The organism is Cryobacterium sp. BB307, assembly GCF_012274275.1.
Lineage (GTDB): Bacteria > Actinomycetota > Actinomycetes > Actinomycetales > Microbacteriaceae > Terrimesophilobacter.
Genome location: NZ_JAANZA010000002.1, coordinates 229369 through 248862, shown reverse-complemented (window position 1 = coordinate 248862; position 19494 = coordinate 229369). Strand labels below are relative to the sequence as shown.

Genomic DNA, 19494 nt, shown 5'->3' with positions numbered 1-19494 from the left:
TCAGGTCAGGCAGTTCGGGCCGAGCAGCCCCTTCAGCTCCCCGTACAGGTCGGGCGTCACCTTCACCGGGTAGGGCACCTCGAACACCCGCGCGCTCCCCCTGGTCATGAGCTTCAGGCGGACCTCGTTCTCGCCGCGATGACGGCCGAGGAGCTCGCTCAGCGCGGTCACGACATCCGTCGTCGCACGCTGCTCTGGCAGGGAGATGATCAGCGGCCCGGTGTCCATCGCGTTGCCCAGGTCGGGCACCATCAGGCTGATCGCCTGCAGGTTGATGCCGTCGTCGCGCACGCTCACCCGACCCCGGATGACCGCGATGCTGTCGGCCAACAGCTGCGGCTGGAACTCCAGGAACGTCTTGCCGAGGAACATCACGTTGATCTCGCCGCCGAAGTCCTCGACCTGCACCATGCCGTACTGGTTGCCGGAGTTCTTCGCGGTGCGGAACTGCACGCTGGTGAGCAGGCCGGCGATCGTCACGATGTCGCCGTCCTCGACGGTCTCCCCCTCGAGAAGATCGTGGATGCCGATGGATGCGTGCTTCGCCAGCTGCAGCTCAAGGCCGGCGAGCGGGTGGTCGCTGACGTACAGCCCGAGCATCTCCCGCTCGAACGCGAGCTTGTCGCGCTTGGACCACTCTGGCCGCACCGGCACCTGGCTCTCGGCCGGCGGCTCCTCCCACAGGCTGTCGAAGTCGAACCCGACCTGCCCGTTCGCCTCCGCGCGCTTCTGTGACACGGCCGAGTCGACCGCGTCCTCGTGGATCTCCATGAGCGCGCGCCGGGTCGAGCCGAACGAGTCGAAGGCGCCGGCCTTGATGAGCGATTCGACCGTGCGCTTGTTCGCCACCGGGATGGGCACCTTGGCGAGGAAGTCGTGGAACGCGGTGAAGCGGCCCTTCTGCTCGCGCGCCGAGCGGATCGCCTCGACAACGTTGAACCCGACGTTGCGCACCGCACCGAGCCCGAACCGGATGTCGGTGCCGACGGCGGCGAAGAAGCCGATGGACTCGTTGATGTCGGGCGGCAGCACCTTGATGCCCATGCGGCGGCACTCGTTGAGGTACACCGCAAGCTTGTCCTTGGAGTCGCCGACGCTCGTCAGCAGCGCGGCCATGTACTCGGCCGGATAGTGCGCCTTCAGGTAGGCCGTCCAGTACGAGATGACCCCGTACGCGGCGGAGTGCGCCTTGTTGAACGCGTAGTCGGAGAACGGCAGCAGGATGTCCCAGAGCGTCTTGATCGCACCCGTCGAGTAGCCGCGTTCCAGCATGCCGGCGCTGAAGTCTTCGTACTGCTTGTCCAGCTCGGACTTCTTCTTCTTGCCCATGGCACGCCGCAGCAGGTCCGCTTGGGCGAGGGTGAACCCGGCCAGCTTCTGCGCGATCGACATGACCTGCTCTTGGTAGACGATCAGCCCGTAGGTGGTGCCAAGAACATCCTGGAGCGCCTCAGAGAGCTCCGGATGGATGTAGTCGATCTTCTGCTGCCCGTTCTTGCGCAGCGCATAGTTGGTGTGAGAGTCGGCACCCATCGGCCCCGGCCGGTACAGGGCTAGCACGGCCGAGATGTCCTCGAAGTTGTCGGGCTTCATGAGGCGGAGCAGGCCGCGCATCGGCCCGCCATCGAGCTGGAACACCCCCAGCGTGTCGCCCCGCGCCAGCAGTTCGTATGCTGCCGGGTCGTCCAGGGCCAGATCCTCGAGCACCGGGCGCTCGCCGCGGTTCGACTCGATGTTGTCGAGGGCGTCGTCGATGATGGTGAGGTTGCGCAGCCCCAGGAAGTCCATCTTGATCAGGCCGAGCGACTCGCACGCCGGGTAGTCGAACTGGGTGACTATCTGCCCGTCCTGCTCCCGCTTCATGATCGGGATGATGTCGATCAGCGGCTCGCTCGACATGATGACGCCGGCCGCGTGCACGCCCCACTGCCGCTTCAGGTTCTCCAGGCCGAGCGCGGTGTCGAAGACGGTCCGCGCATCCGGGTCCGTCTCGACGACGGTGCGGAGGTCGACCGCTTCCTTGTACCGCGGGTGGGCCTTGTCGAACACACCGGTGAGCGGGATGTCCTTGCCCATGACCGCAGGCGGCATCGCCTTGGTGAGCTTCTCCCCCATGCCGAACGGGAAGCCGAGCACGCGCGAGGAGTCCTTGAGCGCCTGCTTGGCCTTGATGGTGCCGTAGGTGACGATCTGCGCGACCCGCTCGTCGCCATACTTCTCGGTCACGTAGCGGATGACCTCGCCGCGGCGGCGGTCGTCGAAGTCGACATCGAAGTCGGGCATCGAGACGCGGTCAGGGTTCAGGAACCGCTCGAATATCAGCCCGTGCTCGATCGGGTCGAGGTCGGTGATGCGCATCGCGTAGGCGGCCATCGAGCCGGCGCCGGAGCCACGACCCGGACCGACCCGGATGCCGTTGCGCTTAGACCAGTTGATGAAGTCGGCGACGACCAGGAAGTAGCCGGCGAAGCCCATCTGCGAGATGACGCCTATCTCGTAGTCTGCGCGCTCCTGCACGTACTGTGGGATGCCGTTCGGGTAGCGCGCCTTCAGGCCGTCCTGGACCTCCTTGACGAACCAGGTGTCCTCGGTCTCGCCCTCCGGCACCGGGAAGCGAGGCATGTAGTTCGCCTGGGTGTTGAACTGCACGCCCGCTCGCTCGGCGATGAGCAGCGTGTTGTCGCACGCCTCCGGATAGTCCCGGAAGATGTGCCGCATCTCCGCCGCCGTCTTCAGGTAGAACTCGTCGGTGTCGAACTTGAAGCGGTTTGGGTCGTTCAGCGTCGAACCGGACTGCACGCACAGCAGCGCCGCGTGGCTGCCCGCGTCGTGCGCGTGCGTGTAGTGCAGGTCGTTGGTGGCGACCAGCGGCAGGCCCAGTTCCTTGGCGAGCCGCAGCAGGTCGCTCTGCACCCGCCGCTCGATGTCGAGGCCGTGGTCCATGAGCTCGCAGAAGAAGTTCTCCGCGCCGAACACGTCGCGCAGCTCGCCCGCGGCCCGTTTCGCCCCTTCGTACTGGCCGAGCCGCAACCGAGTCTGGATCTCGCCGCTGGGGCATCCGGTGGTTGCGATCAGACCCTTGCCGTAGCTGTGCAGCAGCTCCCGGTCGATGCGCGGCTTGAAGTAGTAGCCCTCCATGGAAGCCAGCGAGGACAACCGGAACAGATTGTGCATGCCCTCGGTGGACTCCGAGAGCAGCGTCATGTGGGTGTACGCACCCGAGCCGGAGACGTCGTTCTCGCCGCCGTCGCCCCAGCGCACGCGGGTCTTGTCGCTGCGGTGGGTGCCAGGGGTTACGTACGCCTCCATGCCGATGATCGGCTTGATTCCGGCGTCGGTGGCTGTGCGCCAGAAGTCGAATGCGCCGAAGGTCTGACCGTGGTCGGTGACGGCGATCGCCGGCATCCCCTGTTCGACGGCGGCTTGGATGAGCGGGGCGACGCGGGCGGCGCCGTCAAGCATCGAGTATTCGCTGTGCACGTGCAGGTGCACGAATGAGTCGCTGCTGGTGGGCAATGAATCTCCGAGTAACGAGGGTGGGCCTCCAGCCTAAGACCCACCACCGGCTTCCCGTCGCGCCTCGCGCTTGACGCGTCGGTCGAACAGCACGGCTCCGACGATGGCAACGAGAATCATCAGCACGAGCGTGATGCCGAGGACCACGAACTCCCTCTCGCCCATGAACAGCCCGACGGCGCCGCCGACAATTCCGATGATCCCGACAGCGATGCTGAACGGCAGGTAGAGCTTCAAACCCGCTTCCCACGCGGCATCCGATTCGCTGTCCTTGCGTCGGCGCAGGCCGTTGATGTGCGTCGGCCGCGGACTGCGGGTCAGGGTGGTGATGTTGCTGATCAGGATGATCACCCCGAGTGCGATGACGAAGTAGCCCACGTCACCAGCCTACGAGGGTCGCCCGACCAAGAAGCCGCGTCAGGAGGCGCGGCGGAGTTCGTCGAGCGCGTGCTGGAGGTCATCCGGGTACCCGGTGCGGAACTCGACGTACTCCCGCGCTCCCGGGTGGGTGAAGCCCAGCCGTACGGCGTGCAGCCACTGTCTCGTCAGACCCAGCCGCGCGGTGATCGTCGGGTCGGCGCCGTACATGCTGTCGCCGACGCACGGGTGCCGCTGGGCTGCCATGTGCACCCGGATCTGGTGGGTTCGCCCGGTCTCCAGGTGCACCTCGATCAGGCTCGCGCTCGGGAACGCCTCGAGGGTCTCGTAGTGGGTGATCGACGGCTTGCCGTCGGAGACCACCGCGAACTTCCACTTCGAGCCCGGGTGACGACCGATCGGCGCGTCAATGGTGCCGGTCAGCGGATCCGGATGCCCCTGCACCACCGCGTGGTAGATCTTGTCCACCTCCCGGTCGTGGAACTGGCGCTTCAAGTCGCTGTAGGCGCGCTCGCTCTTCGCCACCACCATGAGGCCGCTCGTTCCGGCGTCGAGCCGGTGCACGATGCCGGCTCGCTCAGAAGCGCCGGAGGTGCTGACCCGGAAGCCGGCTGCGGCAAGGGCGCCGAGCACGGTCGGGCCGTCCCAGCCGATCGACGGATGCGCTGCCACCCCGATCGGCTTGTCCACCACGACGATGTCGTCGTCATCATGCACGATCGTGAGCTCTGGCACCGCGAGCGGGACTACGGCCGGAGCCTCTTTCGGCTGCCACTGCACTTCGAGCCACGCGTCGCGTGCCAGCCGATCCGACTTGCCGAGGGTCTGCCCGTTGGCGGTCACCCCGCCGGCGTCGATGACCTCGGCCGCGAAGCTGCGGGAGAATCCGAGGAGCTTGGACAACGCCGAGTCGGCACGTTCGCCGACCAGGCCGTCTGGCACCGGCAGGCTGCGAGATTCCATGGCTCCTACTTCTCGCCGGTATCCGCGGCCGACTGCGCTCCGGCGTGCCGCCGACCGTCGAGTCCGACGCCGCGGATGGTCAGCAGGATGAACAACCCCATGCTGGAGACGATGAAGATGTCCGCGACGTTGAAGATCGCCGGGAAACCCCAGACCTGGATGAAGTCGATCACATGGCCGATCGCGAAGCCCGGGTCACGGAAGAACCGGTCAGTGAGGTTCCCCAGGGTGCCGCCCAGCAGCATCCCGAACAGGATCGCCCAGCTGAGCGATCGGATGCGTCGCGCGTACCAGATGATGAAGGTCGTCACGCCGGTGGCGACGATCGAGAACACCCACGTGCTGCCGCTCGCGAGCGAGAATGCCGCGCCCGGATTCTTCACGAAGTGGAACTGCAGGAGCTGACCCAAGACGGGGAACATCTCCCCGATGTCCATCGACGAGATGATGAGGAACTTGCTGAGCTGGTCGAGGCCGTAGACCAAGACAGCGACGAGCGCGAGGACGATCAACGCCCTCGCGCTCGTTAGCGCCTGGGTTCGGGCCTTCGGCTCAGTTGCCGCCAAAGCCCTGGAAGCTTGCCGGAGGCGGTGTCGGCACGGAACCGTAGTCGACCGATGCGGGTGCGCCGCTGGTCACCGCTGACGAGTCGAGGTCGCTGAGCAGACCCTCGAGGTGGCCCTTCAGCTTCTGGCGGTACTCGCGCTCGAAGGTGCGCAGTTCGTCGATCTTCTGCTCGAGTGCGGTGCGCTCCTGCTCGAGGGTGCTGAGGCGGGCACGCTGCTGCGCCTCGGCCTCGCCGACGATCCGTGCGGCGGTGGCGTGCCCCTCGGCGATGAGCGCGTCGCGCTTCTCGGCGCCCTCACGCACGTGCTCCTCGTGGAGACGGCGCGCGAGCTGAAGCAGGTTGTTGGTGCTCGTGGGGTCGTCCTGCACAGGCGCGGGGAACACCGCGGGTGCGGGGACCGGCGCCGGGGCGGGTGCGACCGGGGCGGCCTCGGTGACAGCGGGCTGCACCGGAGCGGCAGCGGGAGCCGATGCACCGCTGCGCTGCAGCTCGTTGATGCGCGCCTCGCTCGCAGCCAGTCGCTGGCGCAGTTCCTCGTTCTCCTGATTCAGGCGACGCAACTCGACGACGACCTCGTCGAGAAAATCGTCGACCTCATCCTGGTCGTAGCCCTCACGGAACCGGGTCGGTTCAAACCGCTTGTTGACCACATCTTCAGGCGTCAGGGCCATTGGTGCCACCTTCACAACTCATCGGGCGCGTCAGGAGAGACGTACCAGTAACGCTAACAAATAATCCCCCACCGGTCGTAAGTGCCGCTTACGGTGCGGCCGCGTGTCCGAACCAAAGGATCGAACGACCTGCTTGTCAAGAGTACACAGCCACCTTGCGCGTAACCTCCCAGGGACCGGATGCGCTACAGGATAGCGGGGCGTCCGCTCCGGCGGGAGCCCCCATTCGCGCCGCCCCTACCCGACGCGAGCCAGTGCGAGCGCGACGTAGATGAGGATGATCACCGCGAGCATGACGATGCTCCAGGCGAAGTCGAGCGCAGCGCCGCCGACGCGCAGCGGCGGTACGACTCGGCGCACCGCCCGGATGGGCGGGTCGGTCAGAGCGTAGATGATCTCCGCGATGACCAAACCGAAGCCGCGGGGACGCCATTGCCTGGCGAACGCGCGAACCAGGTCCAGGATGAAGCGCGCCCACAGCACCAGCAGGTACAGCAGCAGGGCGTAATAGAGGATGGTCCCGATGATCGCCATCAGAACCGCCCGAACCGACTCACGCTTGCGGGAAGAACGACGCGTCCACGTCCGCGTCGAGTTCGGCCTCGTCGCCGCTCACTGCGACGTGAGCGGGTGAGAGCAGAAATACCTTGTTCGTCACACGCTCGATTTTGCCATAGAGGCCCTGAGAGAGTCCGCTGGCGAAGTCCACGAGGCGACGCGCCTCCGGTTCGCTCATCTGGGACAGGTTGATGATGACCGGGATGCCCTCACGGAAGCTCTCGGCGATGACCTGGGCGTCCTTGTACTGGCGCGGGTGCACGGTGAGGATCTCGTTGAGCTCGGCCTGCGGCGCCGCCTTGACCGGGGTCGCTCGGCGCAGCGGTGTCACCGGCGCACGCTGACCGGTCTGCTGATGGTGAGGAGCTGCGGCCTGGACGGGAGCCGGCGCGCCATGCTGCTGATGTTGCTGCTGCTGCGGAGCGTCGTCGTAGTCGAACTCCTCGTCGGCGAGTCCCAAATAGACCATGGTCTTGCGCAACGGGTTTGCCATCTCGTCCTCCTGTAGAACTTCTGCTTGCCAGATTAATCGCGCGGAGGCCGGTTTCCGGTGATTGCCGTGCCGATACGAAGGTGTGTCGCGCCCTCCCAGATGGCTTCCCGGAAATCTCCAGACATCCCCGCGGAGATCCAGGTCGCATCCGGAGCGTGCGTCCGCACCCGCTCGGAAGCCGCCCGAACTCGCGCGAACGCGCCGCGCGGGTCCTCATCGAGCGGCGCGACGGCCATCACGCCGCGCAGCCTGAGACCAGATGTCTCGAGCACCTTCTCGACGAGTTGATCCAGTGCGTCGTCGCCGACGCCGCCGCGGCCGGGGTCGTCGGTCAGGTTCAACTGGATGAGCGCGTCGATCTCCTTCTCGTCGGATGCGAGGGCGTCGACCAGGTTGTCCCGGTCGATGGAGTGGATGACATCGGCGTACTGGCGGACCGCGCGGGCCTTCTTGCTCTGCAACTGGCCGACGAAATGCCAGCGCACGTCCACGTCGGTCAGTTCCGCCGCCTTGGCGTGAGCCTCCTGATGCCGGTTCTCGCCGATGTCGCGCATGCCGAGCGCGGCGAGCTCGCGCACGAGCGACGCGGGGTGGAACTTGGTGACGACGATCGTCGTCAGCTCGCCCGGGTCGCGTCCGGCCTCGCGCGCGGCATCCGCCAGCTGCTGCTGCACCGTCGCGACCCGCTCAGCAAGCGGCGCGGACTGATCGGTCATTTCAGGAAGTCGGGGATGTCCAGGTCGTCGCTGGCGTCATCGAACGCCGGGTCGGCGCTGGGGACCGGCACCTCGGGCTCGGCGCCCCACACCGGCGTGCTGGCGGGTTCGGCGACCGGTTCTGCGACGGCGGCGGAGGTGACCGCGGGCGCGACCGCTCCGGCGGTGACGTAGTTGGAGCGACGGTCGGCCTTGCGAGTCGCAGGCTCGCCACCGTCGAATCCGGCCGCGATGACGGTGACGCGCACCTCGTCGCCCAGGGTGTCGTCGATCACCGCGCCGAAGATGATGTTCGCCTCGGGGTGCACGGCTTCCTGCACCAGGCGGGCCGCGTCGTTGATCTCGAAGATGCCGAGGTTCGAGCCGCCCTGGATGGACAGCAGCACGCCGTGCGCGCCGTCGATGCTGGCCTCGAGCAGCGGGCTCGCGACCGCGAGTTCTGCGGCCTTGATCGCCCGGTCGGCACCACGAGAGGATCCGATGCCCATGAGTGCCGAACCGGCACCCTGCATGACCGACTTCACGTCGGCGAAGTCGAGGTTGATCAGGCCCGGCGTCGTGATGAGGTCGGTGATGCCCTGCACGCCGGCGAGGAGCACCTGGTCGGCGGTCGCGAACGCTTCGAGGAAGCTGATGCCACGATCGCTGATCTCCAGGAGGCGGTCGTTCGGGACGACGATGAGGGTGTCGACCTCACCCTTCAGAACCGCAACGCCATCCTCGGCCTGGGCCGCCCGGCGCTTGCCTTCGAAGCCGAACGGCTTGGTGACGACACCGATCGTGAGAGCGCCGATCGACTTGGCGATGCGCGCGACGACCGGGGCGCCACCCGTTCCGGTGCCGCCGCCCTCACCCGCGGTGACGAACACCATGTCGGCGCCGGCCAGGGCCTCTTCGATCTCCTCGGCGTGGTCTTCCGCGGCACGGCGACCGACCTCGGGGTCGGCGCCAGCACCAAGGCCGCGGGTCAGTTCCCGTCCGACGTCCAGCTTGACGTCGGCGTCGCTCATGAGCAGCGCCTGCGCATCGGTGTTGATCGCGATGAACTCGACTCCTCGGAGTCCCATCTCGATCATGCGGTTGACGGCGTTCACGCCACCACCGCCGATGCCGACCACCTTGATGACGGCGAGGTAGTTCTGGTTCGATGTCACGTCCGGCCTCCGGTGGTACGTTCAACCTCTACTTGAGGTCTAAAGTTAAGCTTCACTTGCTTTTCCTACTCAGACGCTAATTCCGACCCCGCTCGGGGGCGAGCAAGCGTGCCCGCGTGTCGGAAACTCCCCGTCAAATCCAAGCGTTCGCAGAGGTTTGTGCCAAAAGCAAGGGAACGTTCGCTTGCTTTTGGCACAAAGCTCTGCCGAAGGATGGGCGGCGTCGTCATGGGGCGGGGTCAGGCGGGGCGGACGACGGGGCTGAGCGGAGCGGAGACGTCGTACTCGAGGGTGCCGCCGGGTTGCGCGGCCATCAACTGCGCGAGCACGCGCGCCTTCAGGTCGGACCGGTCAGCGCTCCCCCACACGACACGGTTTGCCGTCCCGGCGAGGGTCAGTGTCACGTCGTCCTTCGTGGTCGCGGTTGCGCTGTCCACCTGCACGCGCACCGCCTCGGGCAGCGCCAGCAGCACTTCGACCACCGCGGCGAAGCCGTCCGCCTTCGATCCCTGCGCGCCGACGTCGATGAGCGGCACTCCGGCCGGTCGCTCGGCGGCGGATTCGACCACGATCCCGGCCGGATCAACCACCTCGAAAGCGCCGCCGGCCGCGAGGGCGCCGACCGGTTGCCGCTCCACGATGCTCACGATCAGGGTCCCCGGCGGCACGAGCTCGGTCACGTAGGAACGGATGAGTGGAAACGCGCCCAGTTCGTCCCGCAGCGCCTGGTGGTCGAGCAGCGCGAGCGGGGTGCCCAGCTGGCCGTCTATCGCGTCCCGCAGCTGGGCGGCGTCGACACGTGCGGTGCCGACGATCCGGATGTCGCGCAGTGCGAGCAGCGGCGAGTACACGGCGACCGCCAGCAGGCCGCCGAGCAGCAGTACGACGGCTCCCACCGAGAGCCACGCCGCCCTACGGTGGCGGGCGCGGCGCGTGAACCGGCGGACCTCGCCCTTCTCATACCGGCGACGTTCGCGCGCGGCCTTGCGCACTTCGGCGCGCGCGCGGCGGTCGATATTCTTCAGCGTCGAGGGCCCGGTCTCCGGGCGCTGCGGCCGGGCGGCCGGCTCCCGCGGTGCGTTGGCCTTCGGTTCTCGAGTCTTCGGCGCTGCGACCTTCGGCGTGGTCGCCTTCGCCGCTGCGCGCGCCTTCGGCTCCGCGCGCGTCACCGTCACGCGGGGCGCCTTGCGCTTGCGTTCGGGTGCGGCGGTCTCCTGCTCGACGCGACCGTCAAACCCCTCAGGCCGCTTCATGTCGCATCCGGTGCGCGCTCAAGCGCCTCGATGAGCGTGGGCACGATGCGGTAGATGTCACCACCGCCCATCGGCATCAGGATGTCCCCTGGCCTGGCGATCGACGCAGCGAAGTTTGCCGCTTCGTCCCAGTCGTCGATGTAGTGGGCGCGTGCGCCGTCTGTGAAGCGTTCGGTGATCAACGCGCCGGTCACTCCGGGCTCGGGGTCCTGACGGGCGCCGTAGATGGGCACCACGATGGTCTCATCCGCGAGCGTCTCGAGCACCTCGGCGAATTCGGCGGCGAGCATCCGGGTGCGCGAGTACAGGTGCGGCTGGAAGATCGGGATGACCCGCCCCGCGCCGGCCACCGCACGGGCGCCGCTCAGCGCGGCCCTCAGCTCGGTCGGGTGGTGCGCGAAGTCGTCGTAGACCCGGATGCCGCGGACCTCGCCGCGCAGTTCGAACCGACGCTCAGCGCCACCGAACTCCTGCAGGCCTTCCACGATGCGCTCCGGTGCGAACCCGAGGCCGACCAGCACCCCGAAGGCTCCCGCGGCGTTGATCGCGTTGTGCAGGCCGGGCACTCGAAGCCGCACCGGATGGTCGGCTCCCCGCCAGCGAATCGTGAACGACACCGTGGGACCGAGATCGAGCGAGTGCACGCGCACCATCGCATCCTGGGCCGTTCCGAAGGTGACGACTTCCGGCCCGTCGAGACGCGGTGTGATCGCGACCGCGCCGGCATCGTCGGCGGAGATCACCACGCCCTCGCGCGCCTTGCTGGCGAAGTCGACGAATGCCTGCGCGAACGCCTGCTCCGAGCCGAAGTGGTCGAGGTGGTCGGGGTCGACGTTGGTGATCAGCGACCACGCGGTGTTGTAGAGCAGGAACGAGCCATCGGACTCATCCGCCTCGACGACGAACAGGTCATCCGCGCCCGGCGCGGCGCTCACACCGAGGGTGCGGATCACTCCGCCGTTGACGAAGCTCGGGTCGGCCCCGATGGCCTTCAGCGCGGTGACGATCATCGCGGTGGAGGTGGTCTTGCCGTGCGCCCCGGCGACCGCGACGACGCGGTGGCGGTCGGTCAGCCAGGCCAGCGCGCGCGCCCGGTGGACGGTGGGCAGGCCGCGCTCGCGGGCTGCAAGGTATTCCGGGTTGTCCTCGGCGATCGCCCCGCTGACCACGAGAGTGTCGGCGCCGGCCACATTCGCGGCGTCGTGGCCGATCGCTATCCGCACGCCCTTCTGACGCAACGCCGCGACGGTGTCGGTGTCGCGCATATCCGACCCGGTCACCGGGATGCCGGCGGCGACGAACAGCGCGGCGATGCCGCTCATGCCTGCTCCGCCGATGCCGACGAAATGCACCGTGCCGTGCTCATCGGGGAAGGCCTGCGAGAAGTCGGACTTGATCATCGGGTGTGTCCCTGGGCTAGTGCGTCGTGGATGAGCGCGATCGTGCGGTCGGTGCCGTCGCGCACGCCGGTCGTCTCGGCGCGCGCGGCCATGTGCGCTGTCGCCGCCGGATGCTGCAGGAGCGGGACGAGCACGTCACCCACCCACTCCGGGGTGAACTGAGCGTTGTCGACGATGATCGCGCCGCCTGCCTCCTCGACGCCGCGCGCGTTCTTGCGCTGCTCGCCGTTGCCGATCGGGAGCGGCACGTACACCGCGGGCAGCCCGAGCGCGCTGACCTCGCTGACCGTGCCTGAGCCGGAGCGGGCGAGCACGAGGTCGGCGGCCGCGTAGGCGAGGTCCATGCGGTCGCAGTACGGCAGGATCCGGTAGTCGGCCAGCTCGGAGTGCCGCAGCTCGGACCGCTCCCCCACGATGTGCAGCAACTGCCAGCCGGCACCGATGATCGACGCGGCTGCGCGGTTGACGGTCTCGTTGATGCGCAATGCACCGAGCGACCCGCCGGTCACGAGCAGCACCGGTCGCCGCTCATCCAGGCCGAAGAAGGCGAGCGCCTCTGGCCGGATCCCCCGCCGGTCGAGCCTCTCGAGCTCCTGCCGCAGCGGCATCCCGACGTAACGCGCGCCGCGCAGCCGGGTCCCGGCGAACGCGACCCCGACGAAACGGGTGAACCGTGCCCCGAGCCGGTTGGCCATGCCCGGTACCGCGTTCGCCTCATGGATGACGATGGGAACCGCAGTCCGCCTGGCGGCGAGGTAGGCAGGCGCGGAGACGTAGCCGCCGAAGCCGACGACGACGTCGATCCGGTGCTCGCGGATGAGCTCGGCGACCCGGTCGACGAGCGTCCTGAAACGCTTCGGGAAACGCAGCGCCGACCGGTTCGGCTTCCGCGGGAACGGCAGCCGGTCGATGGTGACCAGCTCGTAGCCGCGCGCGGGCACGAGCCGCGACTCCAGACCCTCCCGGGTGCCAAGCACGACGATGACGGCATCCGGCTCCGTCTGGCGGATGCGGTCGGCGACCGCGAGCAGCGGGTTCACGTGTCCGGCGGTGCCACCGCCGACCAGCAGATAGCGCGTCACGATGCAGGCACCTCCGCTCTCGCGCGAACCGGCGCTCGGGCGAACGACAGCGCGATGCCGATCGCGAACAGGGTGGTCACGAGCGAGGTGCCGCCTGCCGAGATCAGCGGCAGCGGAACGCCCAGCACCGGCAACAGCCCGAGCACGACCGCGATGTTGATGAACGACTGGCCGAGGATCCACACCATTATCGCGCTCACGGTGATGCGCGCGAACGGGTCCTGGTTGGAGCGGATGATCCGCACGAATGCGATTGCAAGCACCACGAACAGGGCCAGCACGACGATCGCCCCGAGCAGGCCGAGCTCCTCACCGATCACCGCGAAGATGAAGTCGTTGTCGGCGGCGGGAAGCCAGGACCATTTCGCCTTCGAATTGCCGAGCCCGACACCGAACACGCCACCGGATGCGAGTGCCCACCATCCGTGCAGCGTCTGCCAGCATCGCTCGGCGTAGTCCTGCGGGTTGGTGCAGCCGGACTGCCACACGCTGATCCGGTCGCCGCGGCTGCCACCGCTGGTCAGCACGACGGCGGCGAGGATGATGGCAAGCACCGGCAGCAGGAACATCCGGAGCCTCACCCCGGCGAAGAACACCGCACCGAAAACGATCGAGACGAGCACGATCGCGGTGCCGACGTCGCCGCCGAGCACGACCAGGCCGATCGCGACCGCCGAGATGACACCGAGCGGCATCATCAGCTCGCGCCAGTCGTCGAGCACGTTGATCTTCTTGGCGAGGATCATGCCCAGCCAGATCACAAGGCCGACCTTGAGTACCTCTGAGGGCTGGAAGCTCAGCGAGCCGAGGATGATCCAGTTCTTGTTGCCGCCCTCTGCGACGCCGAGCGGTGTGGCAACCACGAGAAGCTGCAGCACCATCGCGATGATCATTGCCGTGCCCGACCAGCGCCGCCAGAACGCTGCGCGCATCCTGGAGGCCATCAGCATGAGCGGGACCCCGATGAGCGCGAAGATGCCCTGCCGCACGAACGAGGCGAAGAAGTCGCCCGCCTCCTTGAACGACTCGACCGCCGATGAGGACAACACCATCACCAGGCCGAAGACCACCAGGAACAGCGTCGTGCCCAGCAGCAGGAAGTAGTTCCCGGTTTCGGCCGCGAAGATCTTGCGCACGGCAACGACGACCGCGGGGGGCGAGCTGGAGTCGTGGGCCGGTTGCTCGCCCTTACTCGCTCGAGGGAGGTTCGTCGTCATCGCCCTCTTCTCCCAGAATCTCGTGCACTGCCGCCTGGAAACGGCGACCGCGGTCCGCGTAGTCAGTGAACTGATCCATCGACGCCGCCGCCGGGGCGAGGAGCACGGTGTCCCCCTCCACCGCGAGCTGGACCGCAAGGCCCACCGCTGTCGGCATCACGTCTTCAGTGTCAGCCTCACCGACTTCGAAGACCGGCAGTTCGGGCGCGTGTCGCCTGAATGCGGCCGAGATGATTGCACGGTCGGCGCCGATGATGATCGCCGCACGCAACCGCCCAGCGACCTCGGAGACGAGTTCATCCGGGTCAGCGCCCTTGAACAGCCCGCCGACGATCCACACGACTGGGTTGAAGGAGCGCAGCGATGCACGCGCCGCGTGCGGGTTGGTCGCCTTCGAGTCGTCCACCCACAGCACCCCGGAGTGGTACGCGACCCGCTCGGTGCGGTGATGGTCGGCCTGGAAGCCGCTCAGCGCGAGCCGGATGCCCTCGATCGACGCCCCGAAGGAGCGTGCGAGCGCGCTCGCGGCGAGCACATTTGCGACCATGTGGCCGCCCGCGAGTCCGATCGACGCCAACTCGTCGAGGGTGGTGATCTCGAGCGCCGCGTTGCGCCGGTCATCGAGGAAGGCCCGATCGCACAGGATGCCGTCGACGATTCCGAAGTCGCTGGGGCCGGGTGTGCCCAGGCTGAACCCGATCGCACGAGCGCCCTCGATCACATCCGCTTCCTCGACGAAGCCCACGGTGACCGGATCGTCCGCGTTGTACACGCACGCCACCTGGGTGTTGTCGTACACGCGCGCCTTGGCGTTGCGGTAGGCCTGCGCCGACCCGTGCCAGTCGAGGTGGTCGTCGGCGACATTCAGGCACACGCTCGCGTACGGCGAGAGACTGTGCGAGTAGTGCAGCTGGAAGCTGGAGAGCTCGACGACGAGCACGTCGAAGCCGTTCGGGTCGCGGATGGCGTCCAGCACCGGCACACCCACGTTGCCGCAGGCTGCCGCGCGGTAACCGTCTGCGAGCAGCATCGACGTTGTCAGCTGCACCGTCGTGGTCTTGCCGTTGGTGCCGGTGATGGCGATCCACTGTGCCGGAGGGCCGATCTTGTCGCGCAACCGCCAGGCGAGCTCGACCTCGCCCCACACCGGCAGTCCGGCATCCGCCGCCCAGGCGACGACCGGATGCGACGGCGAGAAGCCCGGCGAGACGACGACCAGCTCTGGGCCGAATTCGCTGAGCTCGGGTGGAACCGAGCCGAGCGACGTGACCAGCTGCCGCACACCGAGCACATCCAGGATGGTGGCCGTCGTGTCGTCTGTTCGCTCGGAGATCACGAACACGTCGGCGCCCAATTCGACGAGCGTGTCGGCGACCGCGAAGCCGGTGACTCCGCTTCCGAGCACAGCGGCCTTGAGCCCTGACCAGTCGGCGTGCCAGCTGGCCAGTTCGGCGACCTCGGCTGGTGATCTCATGCGCTTCTGGACAGCCACTCGAGGTAGAACAGCCCGACGCCGGCGGAGACGCACAGGCCGGAGATGATCCAGAACCGCACCACGATGGTGACCTCCGGCCAGCCCTTCATCTCGAAGTGGTGGTGCAGCGGGCTGGCGCGCCAGATGCGCTTGCCCTTGGTCACCTTGAAGTAGATGCGCTGGATGATCACCTGTCCGGTGATGATCGCGAAGATTCCGCCGATGAGCACGAGAAGCAGTTCGGTGCGCGACAGGATGGCGAGGGCCGCCAGGGCACCGCCGAGGGCGAACGAGCCGGTGTCGCCCATCATGATCTGCGCGGGCGAGGTGTTCCACCAGAGGAAGCCGATGAGCGAGCCGATGATCGCCGCGGCGATGGTGCCGAGGTCGAGCGGGGCGGAGACCTCGTAGCACTTGAACAGGTTCTCGGGGTCGCTGCCGCCGAAGCAGGACTGGTTGAACTGCCAGAACCCGATGATGATGTACGAGCCGATCGCGAAGATGGATGCGCCGGCGGCGAGTCCGTCCAGGCCGTCGGTGAGGTTCACCGCGTTGGAGGTGGAGGTCGTGATGAGGGCGATCCAGATGATCAGCATCACGATGCCTGCGCCGGTACCGAATACGGCGACGAAGTCGAACTGCGTGTCGCGCAGGAACGAGATGGCGGTCGAGGCGGGCGTGACGCCGTTGTTGTCGCGATAGGTGACGGAGACGATCGCGAAGATCACCGCCACGATCACCGTGCCGATGATCTTGTACGGTCCCTTCAGCCCGAGGCTGTTCTGGCGGGTGACTTTGAGGAGGTCGTCGATGAACCCGACGAGTCCGAGGCCGCCCATCATGAAGATTACCAGCATCGCGCTGACGCTCGGCGCACCGCCACCGATGAGGTGGCCGGCGAAATAGCCGACGATTGCGGCAGTGACGAAGACCACGCCACCCATCGAGGGCGTACCGCGCTTCATCACGTGCGTTGTCGGCGTGTCCGCCCGGATGAACTGGCCGAGGTTCAACCTGCGGAAGGCACGGGCGAACAGTGGCGTGAGCGACAGTGTGAACGTCATCGAGACGCCCGCGGCGATGAGGAGGGCGAGCATCAGGCGACTCCGGCCAGTCGGTCACCCAGCTGGCGCAGTCCCGCGGAGTTCGACGACTTCACGAGGACCACGTCGCCCTGCAGCAACTGTCCACGCAACAAATCGTATGCCTCGTCCTGCGTCGCCACGAGGACCGACTCCCCGTCCCACGAGCCTTCCAAGCCGGCCGCGTTGTGGATGTGGCGCGCAGCGTTGCCGACGACGACCAGCTGGTCGATGTTCAGTCGCACCACGAGCCTGCCGATCCGGTCATGTTCCTCATCCGCGTGATCACCCAGCTCGGCCATCTCGCCGAGCACCGCTATCGCACGGTGTTTGCCGCGCGTGAGTTCTGCGAGGGTTTTCAGCGCCGCCGCGGTGGAGTCGGGGCTCGCGTTGTAGGCATCGTTGATCACGGTGTAACCGTCGGGCGAGGTGAACACCTCCATCCGCCACCGCTCTGCACGCTCAAGCTGTTCAAGGGCGGTGATCGCCTCCTCGACCGGCACGCCGAGCTGGTCGGCGATCGCGATGGACGCGAGCGCGTTGGTGACGTGGTGCTCGCCGATGATGCGCAACTGCACCCGGCGGCTGAGTTCGCCGAACTGAAGGGTGAAGGAGGTGCCGTCGATGGTGGTCTGCATGTCTGTGGCCCGCACCGCGGCACGGTCGGTCGTGCCGAAGAACAGAATCTCGGCCGAGGTCTGGTCGGCCATCGCGGCGACTCGTGAGTCGTCGGCGTTGAGCACGGCGACGGCATCCGGGCCGAGACCGGTGACCAGTTCCGCCTTCGCGCGCGCGGTCGCCTCGATGTCGCCGAAGCCACCGACGTGGGCGAGGCCGACCTTGAGCACTGCCGCGACATCCGGCATGGCGATGGAGACGAGGTTCGCGATCTCCCCCGGTCCGCTCGTTCCGAACTCGACGACCAGGAACCTGGTGGTCTCGGTGATGTCGAGCATCGACAGTGGAGCGCCGACGTGATTGTTGAACGAGCCGGGCGGTGCGACGGTGCGACCCACGGTTTCAAGGATCGCGCGCACCATGTTCTTCGTCGTGGTCTTGCCGTTGGAGCCGGTGATGCCCACCACCTGCAGCGCCCCGGCTTCACGGACGCGCGCGACGGCGAAGCGGGCGAGCGACGCGAGTGCCCGGTAGCCGTCCTCGACCACCAGCTGCGGAACATCCAGGTCGAGCGGCCGCTCGACTATCAGGATCGCGGAACCGGATGCGACAGCCGTCTCGGCGAACAGGTGCCCGTCGGTGGTCTCTCCGCGCAGCGCAATGAAGATGGATCCGGGGGTTGCGAGGCGCGAGTCGACGACGACGCGACCGTCGATCACGCTGTCGGGGGTCAGTGCTGCGGAGGGAGCCAGACGCAGCTCTGCATCCGTCGCGCGCGCCAGCTCCGCGACGGTGAGAGCGATCACCAGCCCGCCTCTCGGAGTGCTGCGCGCGCCTCCGCGCGCGCGGAGTACGGCGTGCGCACTCCCCTGATGTCGCGGTAGTCCTGGTGCCCGGGGCCGGCCCAGAGGATCGAGTCGCCCTCACGGGCCAACGAAACGGCGTGCCGGATGGCCGGCTCGGGCGGGCTGACCTCGTGCAGCTCGGCCGGGTGCTCGGCGAGGCCGGCGCCCTCGATGAGTGTCTTGCGGATCGAGGCCGGATCCTCGAAGCGCGGGTGGTGGTCGGTGATGACCAGGATGTCCGAGTGTTCGCTTGCGACGCGCCCCATCTCGTGGCGCTTGGACGGGTCGCGGTCGCCGTCGGCGCCGAAGACCATGATCACGCGCCCCGGGGTGAAGGTGCGGACCGCCTTGAGGGTGTTGTAGAAAGCATCCGGGCTATGGCCGAAGTCGACGTACACCTGCGGCCCGCTGTCACCGGAGACCCGCTCGGTGCGGCCGGGCAGGTACGCCTCGATGCCGTCGCGGATCGCGTGGCCGATCGCCTCCAGGTCGAACCCGGCTTCGACCATCATGACGATCGCCAGGCCGGCATTGGCTGCCATGTGCCAGCCGATGATCGGCACCGTCGTCTCGAGCGAACGCGAGTCCGGTCCGGTCAGTCGGATCGCGGTGTGGCTGGGCTGCTCGTCGAGGATCTCGACGGTCCACTCGGCGTCGACCCCGGGCGTTGCCGAGATCGTGGTGACCGGGATGTGGGAGCCCTCGACCACTCGCTGACCCCACGGGGTGTCGAGCGAGACAACACCGCGGCGAGCCCGGTCGGGGTCGAAGAACGCCAGCTTGGCCTGGAAGTACTCCTCGAAGTCGGCGTAGTCATCGAGGTGGTCGTGGCTGAGGTTGGTGAAGCTGACGACATCGAAGACGATGCCGTCGACGCGGTTGCGGCTGAGCGCCTGAGCGCTCACCTCCAGCGCGACTGCGCGCACCTCGCTCTCCCGCATCCGGGCGAGCAGCGCATGCAGTTCGCTGGCTTCCGGCGTCGTCAGCCGGCTCACGACCACGAGGTCGCCGATGTGCCGCTCCGACGTGGAACTGAGACCGGTGACCAGTCCCACCTGCTTCAGGATGCCCTCGAGCAGGTGCGACGTCGACGTCTTGCCGTTCGTGCCGGTGACGCCGAATAGCAGCGGCGGATTCTGGTTGGTCTGGTAGACCCATGCCGAGATGTCCCCCAGCGCACCACGCGGTGAGTCGACGATCACGATCGGCAAGCCGGTGTCGGCGGCGAGAGCGGCGCCCTCTTCATCGGTGAGCACCGCGACTGCGCCGCGCTCCTTGGCCTCGCCGGCGAAGGATGCGCCGTGCGCGTTGGCGCCCTTCAAGCCCACGAACAGGTCGCCCGGTTCCACCTCGTTCGTGCGAACGGTGACACCGTGCAATTCGACGCCGTCAAGCGAGCCGCGATAGTCGAGGCCGAACTCGCTGACCAGTGTCGAAAGGGGCCGTGGAAGTGGATGCTCCGGGCGTAGGACCGGTGGAATCCGTGTCGTCACGACGTCCTCTCTC

General features: G+C 67.5%; 17 protein-coding genes. All 17 read right to left on the bottom strand.

Features of this window, described 5'->3' with window-relative positions; genetic code table 11:
• The 17 genes from dnaE to HGK58_RS08380 all read right to left on the bottom strand — a co-directional run bounded on the left by dnaE (position 1) and on the right by HGK58_RS08380 (position 19481).
• A complete protein-coding gene (gene dnaE, locus HGK58_RS08460) occupies positions 1 to 3516 on the bottom strand; it encodes a DNA polymerase III subunit alpha (protein ID WP_168627150.1) in 3516 nt (1171 codons plus the stop codon).
• A gap of 33 nt (positions 3517 to 3549) precedes the next feature.
• Positions 3550 to 3894, bottom strand: coding sequence for a hypothetical protein (locus HGK58_RS08455; protein ID WP_168627149.1), 345 nt, complete (start codon positions 3892 to 3894; stop codon positions 3550 to 3552).
• Between the two features lie 39 nt (positions 3895 to 3933).
• Entirely contained in the window at positions 3934 to 4857 is a 924-nt protein-coding gene (locus tag HGK58_RS08450; RefSeq protein WP_168627148.1) for an RluA family pseudouridine synthase, read from the bottom strand.
• 5 nt (positions 4858 to 4862) lie between these two features.
• Entirely contained in the window at positions 4863 to 5369 is a 507-nt protein-coding gene (gene lspA / locus HGK58_RS08445) for a signal peptidase II (RefSeq protein WP_168627147.1), read from the bottom strand.
• A gap of 40 nt (positions 5370 to 5409) precedes the next feature.
• Positions 5410 to 6096 (bottom strand): DivIVA domain-containing protein, encoded by a 687-nt coding sequence (locus HGK58_RS08440; RefSeq protein WP_168627146.1) that lies wholly within the window; start codon positions 6094 to 6096, stop codon positions 5410 to 5412.
• A gap of 237 nt (positions 6097 to 6333) precedes the next feature.
• Entirely contained in the window at positions 6334 to 6630 is a 297-nt protein-coding gene (locus tag HGK58_RS08435) for a YggT family protein (protein ID WP_168627145.1), read from the bottom strand.
• Between the two features lie 19 nt (positions 6631 to 6649).
• Positions 6650 to 7147: a cell division protein SepF gene (gene sepF, locus HGK58_RS08430; protein WP_168627144.1), complete on the bottom strand. Its 498-nt coding sequence runs from the start codon at positions 7145 to 7147 to the stop codon at positions 6650 to 6652.
• 32 nt (positions 7148 to 7179) lie between these two features.
• Entirely contained in the window at positions 7180 to 7863 is a 684-nt protein-coding gene (locus HGK58_RS08425; RefSeq protein WP_168627143.1) for a YggS family pyridoxal phosphate-dependent enzyme, read from the bottom strand.
• Positions 7860 to 9017: a cell division protein FtsZ gene (gene ftsZ / locus HGK58_RS08420; RefSeq protein ID WP_168627142.1), complete on the bottom strand. Its 1158-nt coding sequence runs from the start codon at positions 9015 to 9017 to the stop codon at positions 7860 to 7862. Before ftsZ ends, HGK58_RS08425 begins: the two co-directional genes overlap by 4 nt.
• Positions 9018 to 9256: 239 nt before the next feature.
• Positions 9257 to 10270 carry an FtsQ-type POTRA domain-containing protein gene (locus tag HGK58_RS08415; protein ID WP_210422806.1) on the bottom strand — a complete coding sequence of 338 codons (1014 nt, stop codon included), beginning with the start codon at positions 10268 to 10270 and terminating at the stop codon, positions 9257 to 9259.
• Positions 10267 to 11670: a UDP-N-acetylmuramate--L-alanine ligase gene (gene murC, locus HGK58_RS08410; RefSeq protein WP_168627141.1), complete on the bottom strand. Its 1404-nt coding sequence runs from the start codon at positions 11668 to 11670 to the stop codon at positions 10267 to 10269. The genes HGK58_RS08415 and murC overlap by 4 nt, the downstream gene beginning before the upstream one ends.
• Positions 11667 to 12752 carry a UDP-N-acetylglucosamine--N-acetylmuramyl-(pentapeptide) pyrophosphoryl-undecaprenol N-acetylglucosamine transferase gene (locus HGK58_RS08405; protein ID WP_168627140.1) on the bottom strand — a complete coding sequence of 362 codons (1086 nt, stop codon included), beginning with the start codon at positions 12750 to 12752 and terminating at the stop codon, positions 11667 to 11669. The genes murC and HGK58_RS08405 overlap by 4 nt, the downstream gene beginning before the upstream one ends.
• Entirely contained in the window at positions 12749 to 13969 is a 1221-nt protein-coding gene (gene ftsW, locus HGK58_RS08400) for a putative lipid II flippase FtsW (RefSeq protein WP_168627139.1), read from the bottom strand. Before ftsW ends, HGK58_RS08405 begins: the two co-directional genes overlap by 4 nt.
• Entirely contained in the window at positions 13941 to 15443 is a 1503-nt protein-coding gene (gene murD, locus HGK58_RS08395; RefSeq protein ID WP_168627138.1) for a UDP-N-acetylmuramoyl-L-alanine--D-glutamate ligase, read from the bottom strand. Before murD ends, ftsW begins: the two co-directional genes overlap by 29 nt.
• Positions 15440 to 16540, bottom strand: a complete 1101-nt coding sequence (gene mraY / locus HGK58_RS08390; protein WP_168627137.1) for a phospho-N-acetylmuramoyl-pentapeptide-transferase — start codon at positions 16538 to 16540, stop codon at positions 15440 to 15442. The genes murD and mraY overlap by 4 nt, the downstream gene beginning before the upstream one ends.
• Positions 16540 to 17949, bottom strand: coding sequence for a UDP-N-acetylmuramoyl-tripeptide--D-alanyl-D-alanine ligase (gene murF, locus HGK58_RS08385; protein WP_168627136.1), 1410 nt, complete (start codon positions 17947 to 17949; stop codon positions 16540 to 16542). Before murF ends, mraY begins: the two co-directional genes overlap by 1 nt.
• Complete coding sequence (locus HGK58_RS08380) at positions 17946 to 19481, bottom strand: UDP-N-acetylmuramoyl-L-alanyl-D-glutamate--2,6-diaminopimelate ligase (RefSeq protein WP_168627135.1); 1536 nt, start codon at positions 19479 to 19481, stop codon at positions 17946 to 17948. The genes murF and HGK58_RS08380 overlap by 4 nt, the downstream gene beginning before the upstream one ends.
• Positions 19482 to 19494: the final 13 nt, after the last annotated feature.